The 6,625-nt window shown below is 40.6% G+C and carries 5 protein-coding genes; 3 read left to right on the top strand and 2 right to left on the bottom strand.

What is annotated here, in order from left to right; genetic code table 11:
* A partial coding sequence (locus ACM0OX_RS17750) for a WD40 repeat domain-containing protein (RefSeq protein WP_414516401.1) occupies positions 1-1,742 on the bottom strand: 1,742 nt, incomplete at its 3' end.
* Positions 1,739-3,115 carry a helix-turn-helix domain-containing protein gene (locus ACM0OX_RS17745; protein WP_414516400.1) on the bottom strand — a complete coding sequence of 459 codons (1,377 nt, stop codon included), beginning with the start codon at positions 3,113-3,115 and terminating at the stop codon, positions 1,739-1,741. The genes ACM0OX_RS17745 and ACM0OX_RS17750, both read right to left, overlap by 4 nt.
* Positions 3,116-3,339: 224 nt before the next feature.
* On the opposite strand from ACM0OX_RS17745, the gene ACM0OX_RS17740 reads away from it, so the two are divergent.
* The 3 genes from ACM0OX_RS17740 (at position 3,340) to ACM0OX_RS17730 (ending at position 6,579) form a co-directional block, all read left to right on the top strand.
* Positions 3,340-3,633 (top strand): TRADD-N-associated membrane domain-containing protein, encoded by a 294-nt coding sequence (locus ACM0OX_RS17740; protein ID WP_414516399.1) that lies wholly within the window; start codon positions 3,340-3,342, stop codon positions 3,631-3,633.
* A gap of 266 nt (positions 3,634-3,899) precedes the next feature.
* Positions 3,900-5,921 (top strand): hypothetical protein, encoded by a 2,022-nt coding sequence (locus ACM0OX_RS17735; protein ID WP_414516398.1) that lies wholly within the window; start codon positions 3,900-3,902, stop codon positions 5,919-5,921.
* 22 nt (positions 5,922-5,943) lie between these two features.
* A complete protein-coding gene (locus tag ACM0OX_RS17730; RefSeq protein ID WP_414516397.1) occupies positions 5,944-6,579 on the top strand; it encodes a hypothetical protein in 636 nt (211 codons plus the stop codon).
* The last annotated feature ends 46 nt before the right edge of the window (positions 6,580-6,625 follow it).

Raw genomic sequence — 6,625 nt, 5'->3', positions numbered from 1 at the left:
AGATGACCATTGAGGGTGCGAATTTCCTTTCCCGTTTCTAATTCCCAGATTTTGATTTTTTTGTCCCCAGAACCAGAAACCACATATTTGCTATCGCTGCTGAGGGCGATCGCATTAACATAACTAAGATGACCATTGAGGGTGCGAATTTCCTTTCCCGTTTCTAATTCCCAGATTTTGACTGTTTTGTCATTTGAACCAGAAACCACATATTTGCCATCGCTGCTGAGGGCGATCGCACGAACCGAACTACTATGACCATTGAGGGTGTGAATTTTCTTTCTCGTTCCTAATTCCCAGATTTTGACTGTTTTGTCCCCAGAACCAGAAACCACATATTTGCCATCGCTGCTCAGGGCGATCGCGTTAACTGGACTACTATGACCATTGAGGGTGTGAATTCCCTTTCCTGTTGCGAATTCCCAGATTTTGATTTTTTTGTCCCTAGAACCAGAAACCACATATTTACCATCGCTGCTCAGGACGATCGCATTAACTGGACTACTATCACGAGTAAGGGTGCGAATTTCCTTTCCCGTTCCTAATTTCCAGATTTTGACTGTTTTGTCCCAAGAACCAGAAACTACATATTTACCATCGCTGCTGAGTGCGAGCGCATTAACCCAATCACTATGACCAATAAGGGTGCGAATTTCCTTTCCTGTGGACAATTCCCAGATTTTGATTGTTTTGTCCCAGGAACCAGAAACCACATATTTGCCATCATTGCTGAGTGCGAGCGCATTAACCCAATCACTATGACCAAAAAGGGTGCGAATTTCCTTTCCTGTGGACAATTCCCAGATTGTGATTGTTTTGTCATTTGAACCAGAAACCACATATTTGCCATTGTTGCTCAGAGCAATCGCATTAACATAACTAAGATGACCAATAAGGGTGTGAATTTTCTTTCCTGTGGACAATTCCCAGATTGTGATTGTTTTGTCATTTGAACCAGAAACCACATATTTGCCATTGTTGCTCAGGGCGATCGCACGAACCGAACTACTATGACCAAAAAGAGTGCGAATTTCGTTTCCTGTGGACAATTCCCAGATTTTTACTGTTTTGTCCTCAGAACCAGAAACTACATATTTACCATCGCTGCTCAGGGTGATCGCATAAACCGAATTACTGTGACCGATAAGGGTGCGAATTTCCTTCCCTGTTCCTAATTCCCAGATTTTGATTTTTTTGTCCCCAGAACCAGAAACCACATATTTGCCATCGCTGCTGAGGGCGATCGCATAAACCGAATCAATATGACCGGTAAGGGTGCGAATTAGAGGATTTCCAGGAGGTGTGAGAGAACCTGTGAGACAACGAAAACAAGTCTTATTAGTTTGCGATATCTGCTCTAATAATTTGTTGATTAAGTTTTGCTTTTGAAAGTACCACAAGCGTCCTGATAATTGTCCAGCTAATTGACTTTTATCATCATTGATGATGGGGCAAGAGCGAAATAAAGCATTGGAAATCAGCTTAAGCGATTCTATTGTTTTCAAATTGTATTCTGTATGATTTGCATATTCGGTATTCTCGATTAGGTTATAATCTTCAATCAGTGTCTGTATGCCAAAGTTACAATGATGAATTTTCGCTTCAATAAAATCATAATCACTCAATAAATTACAATATTTATGAATATACCCACCATCTAACAACAAATGCAGACTTTCACTTAGAAAATGTTCTATCTCTTCTGGTGATTTTTCTGCCAACCAAGCTCGAAGATTACTCATAAAATCAGCCCCTCGGTCATATTATTGGCAACTTCAGCGCTAATATCATGTAAATTCACCCCCGCAGCTTGGACAATCTCCCGACGGTGCAAAAAATCTCGAAAGCTTTCGTGATAAAATCGATAACGGGGTGCTTGATAGCTTTCTTGCTTCTGTAAAAATTGCGCCCATCCATCCAGAACTTCTTGCACAGTCAACTCACTCTGCTTAGAATATTTAGCAATCACTCCACGAGAAGCAGCACTACGCAAAGCACACATCACATAAACAATTTTGATTTTATTTTTCGGTAAAGGTTTAGCTGTCATACCCATAATATGCCAGTGGTTTTCGTAATATCCTTGCAAACCCACAGGCAATTCATCCAAAGGTTTATCATTATAATAACTATCAGCAATCGCGGGTAAAATACACCGCAAATACATAAAGTTGTTTTCGCTTTTTGTAGCTATTTTATTGACAAACTCATCATTAGATATATGGTTTTGTTTCTGAATCCACTGATTCAAACCCTGCTTATATTTATCATCATTTAGGGATTGGCAAATATATTCTTTCACATCTTGAATACTTTCTTGAACTTTCTCCCTCAAATCCAATTTTTGAGTCGGGATATTGGGTGAAATATTCAACATTTTCTCATTTTGATTATAGGGTCTTCTCGTCAGGATAAAATAAACCCCATCTGGGAGAGTAGTTGGTAAATATAAGAGATTTCCAGCCGCTTCTTGGTCAACTTCATCGAGCGCATCAACAACAATAATTAATCGTTCTCCAGTGGATAATTTTTCCTTTGCTTTAGTCAATAAAGTTGATAAATACGCATCAGCTACATCTGTCAACTGGAAACGAGCAATTAACTGTTGGCGAATTTTCTTCAAAAATAATTCGGGACGATTAGTTCCCTCCGCACGAATATTAAAAAAGCAAATAGTTTCTGGATTATCGAATACATACTTGGCAGAAATGGCACTTTTCCCCATCCCCGCATCACCAATAATAGTGAAATAGCCATTTGGGTTATTTTGTAAGAAATCCTCAATCGCATCAAATACAAATTTTCGTCCGCAAAATAATTGCGTTTTTTCGTAAATTAGTCGTTCAAACTCTGCTGGTAACTGCCGTTGAGGATACCAGTCTTTAACATCGACTATATCTGTAGGGTCAATTTTCAGAATTTTTGCAATATTCTTAACTGCTTGTCGTTCAACCCCGTTTGGACAATCCTTAGTACCAAGTAGGCGCTTTAGAGTATCAACCGACACTATTGCCTGCTGTGCTAACTCCTCTTGAGTTAATCCAGCTTCTTTATAAGCTTGTTTGAGTCTGGCTTTACCTTCCTCACTCGATCGCACTTTATCAGATTCACGCATTGCCGTAATTGGGTATTGATACTTGTATATAAACAATAGCGAGTTAGTTGTTTCCCGAACTAGGGCAGATAGATTTTCTTTACTTCCCCATCTGCCCTAAATTACCACATAGCAATAGGGCAACACTCAACACAAGCAAAACCCATTTGCCCTGGTACGTATTTTTTAGTCTGAGTAGGATACCAATATCACGAACCAACAATACAGCATTTCGGAGAGTCACTATGCAGTTTAATTTTTTTGCGAAACCCCAAAATAACAACGACTACAGCGATATCAAAGAAGAAATTATCCGCGAATTATTGCACATGACACGTAAAAGCTATAACCTCGCGTTAAATATTACTGCTGCATCTGCCTTGATGACTCTATTTGGTGTTGGACTTTTCTATTTCAATAAAGTATCTGAAGCCAGTCTCACAGCATCAGGTGGAGTATTGACAACTTTAGCCAGCGTTCAACATACCAAACAGAAAAAGGAAGAACTCTGTGAGATGTTAAATAAACTGTCGGAATGAATTTGACACTAACCTTGTTAGGGTTAGTTAACTATGCAAGTGAAGCTAACCCAAGTGATAGAATTTAGGACTGCTATAGTTTATTTTTTGTCAAGACGTTGTTTATTCTGAGTCTGAGGAGAAAATTAGCTTGAGAATATTTGTTCATAAAACTGCTAACTGTCAATATTAGCCAACTGGACAACTTATAAATCGCCATTTGGTCTAGCTGTTTCCAGATCAAGCCTTGTTAGGCTAACTCTTAAGGCAATCAGCTTTGAGTACCTATGGCTACCAAAACACTGACCAAACCTAAGCAAAGACAAAATTCTCAAAATCGCTCATGGGAAAACCTGACAGATCGCCGTAAACTCCGCCATATTGAAAACACATTGGATAAAGCGATCGCATCCTCAATTCAAGATGATTCTATCCAGTCCCACGAAGACTTTAAAGCCTATGTAGAAAATTACAGCCAGGAATCAGGTAAAGCCCCCATCACAGTAGAACTCTGTGTTGGAGGTGGAGATGATGACGAGATTAGAGGCTATCGCTTCTATCTCACCAATGATCCGAACCACAGAACCAGTGGCAAGTACTTGATTAAAAACCTAGAAGGAATTACCAGCAAAGATGAAAACTACTTCACCCCTTCTAACATTGCTGAAATTTGTGGTTTTGCTGAAACAGAACTAGATGATCTCGATGATGAATTAGAAGATGACCTGCTTGATTTAGATGAAGAAAATGAAGAAATAGATGATACAAACGATGAACTAGACGACCTATTAAATGACGATTTCAACACCAAACTTGATGACCTAGATGACTTAGGTGAAGAAGACGAGCCATCTGTTAGTCGTGTTAGCGCAGCCCAAACTAAAACTCAAGCCAAAACTTCAACTAAAACCCAAAGTAATTCTCAGCCTAAAACACAACCTAAAACTCAAGACAGAGCTAAGACCAATAAAACTGCTGCCAAAAACTCCAAATCCAGAGAACCTCTAGACGAAGCTTCGCGTTTAAGTGCCACAGCTGCCACCAATGGGCGAGAAGTGAATGGGGTGAATTTGGCAGGCTTAACAGGACAACTGGCATCTCTGGGAATTGCGGTAGGACAAGGTGTTTTGGAACAGCTAGCAGCTGAAGCTGATGAAAAGCGGCTTGAACGAATTCTCAAAGAACTCCAACAGCAGAATGACCGCGTAGATAACATAGCCAGTCGCTTGCAAGAAGCAAAGCCGGACTCACCAGAGTCTCAAAAGTCTCAAGATTTTCAAACTGTATCTGAAGAATCAGCCGCAGACAATCCACTGGCTGTAGCTGCTACCAAAATCGGCTCGAAAGTAGATAATCTTGGTGACAAACTAGACCCCAAATACCAATCTCAACCATTTGAATTAGATAAGGATGCCAGTGTCAGCGAACAGCTTGACCAAATTGAAGCCTACCTGAAAGTTCTTTCCAAGCGACTTGACCGTTTAGAAATGGTAGTTAGCCGATTGGAAAAACAGATGGCAGCACAACAAAGCAGTTCTGATGTTGAGTCAAAAACTGATGCAGATATTGTCCAACCTAACTCTGCTAACCAGCAACCAGCAAACGTTGACATTTTAGAACATTTGACGAAACGCCAAGCACAGCAACAACAAGCTGCCTGTGCCGATGCTTTAGTGGGGTTTGCCAAAGTTGCTGGTGAGTTATTTGACCAATCACCCCAAGCAGGTATCGCCATTTCCAGTAACAAAACTTTATGGGTAGAAGCACAGGACAAGCAGGTAGCGATCGCCTTAGAAAATACCCAAGGTGAAACACTCTTTGCTGGTACTCGCACTCAGGGACAATGGGCGATCGCACAAGACAATCTCAGCCCTGATGAAAAGACGGGCATCTGCAAACTGCCACAGTCGAAAGAAGAATACGCCCTCAAAGCCAGTACCCAAGCATTAATTCAAAAATTTCAAGAACAACTACCTAACCGATTTAACAGCAACGATGAACCGACATTCACCTGGACTGAAAAGGGCAAAGTCAAGTACGAGTTTGAAGTAGTAAAACTGCCCAATGATACACGGCTACTTCAAGGATTTAACCCTAATCGTAACGATGAACAAGTGCTTGATGCCGTTTTAGTACCAGGGCAGCCCCCGGAGATTTTGCAGTGTAGCATCCCCCTGCGTGAGATAGAAACGCTACTGGACAATCAGCAATCAGCTCCCTCTACCCAAGCCCAGACTGATAAAGATACTGCAAGGCAACGCCAGAAACAAACTCAAAGAAAAGCCAGCAAACCAGAAATGCAAGTTTAATTCTACAAACGAGAAGAGAAAAATGAACAACACAAAATCTCACATTTCTCAGTTCAAACTGCTGCCATCTCGTAAATTTTCAACCAACTTGAGAAATCTGAAAATCAACCGCACAGACTTACTTTTCATTTTACTATGTGTTGCGATTGGAATTTATTTGTTAGCTACCAAACCCATATTCGTCACTATTTTGGGATGTGCCACCATTGTTTTCTTGAGTATTGGGTACGTAATTCGCACAGTACCAATTCTAGAAAAGTATTTAGGTAAAAAAATTCGCTTTTGGCATATTGTTGCCGCCATTATCACTGTTACCGCTTTACTCGATACCTTTACAACTCCAGCCCAAGCTATTTTCTTAAGCGGGTTAGAAAGCTTCTTCAACAATCTAGCTCAACAAAGTTCCCAAGCAGGAGGCGGTTCCACTAGCACTTTGGATGCTAACGTTGTTGGTTTGACATTCAACCTCATCCGAGGTGCATTCTTGCTGCTGGTTGCTGCTGCTTCTCTATTTGCCTATAACCAAGCCCAGCAAGGTAACGACTGGCGACCAATTGTTACTCAAGTTGGTTTAGCGTTCTCCATCGTAATTGCCATTGATGTCATCACTTTCATATTTGTCGGTAATGGCGCAGGAACAACATCAGCCATCAGGTAAACCCAACTTGAATTTTATACCCATTAAATAAGAATTCAGAAGTCAG

Source organism: Nostoc sp. PCC 9305, from assembly GCF_963920915.1.
GTDB lineage: Bacteria > Cyanobacteriota > Cyanobacteriia > Cyanobacteriales > Nostocaceae > Nostoc.
The sequence above is the reverse complement of the archived record's forward strand: the minus strand, read 5'-3'. Positions and strand labels throughout refer to the sequence as shown.

Bases quoted from the DNA above. Each gene is read 5' to 3' on its own strand.
- ACM0OX_RS17740 (WP_414516399.1), top strand. From the start codon at position 3,340: ATGCAGTTTAATTTTTTTGCGAAACCCCAAAATAACAACGACTACAGC.
- ACM0OX_RS17745 (WP_414516400.1), bottom strand. From the start codon at position 3,115: ATGCGTGAATCTGATAAAGTGCGATCGAGTGAGGAAGGTAAAGCCAGA.
- ACM0OX_RS17730 (WP_414516397.1), top strand. From the start codon at position 5,944: ATGAACAACACAAAATCTCACATTTCTCAGTTCAAACTGCTGCCATCT.
- ACM0OX_RS17735 (WP_414516398.1), top strand. From the start codon at position 3,900: ATGGCTACCAAAACACTGACCAAACCTAAGCAAAGACAAAATTCTCAA.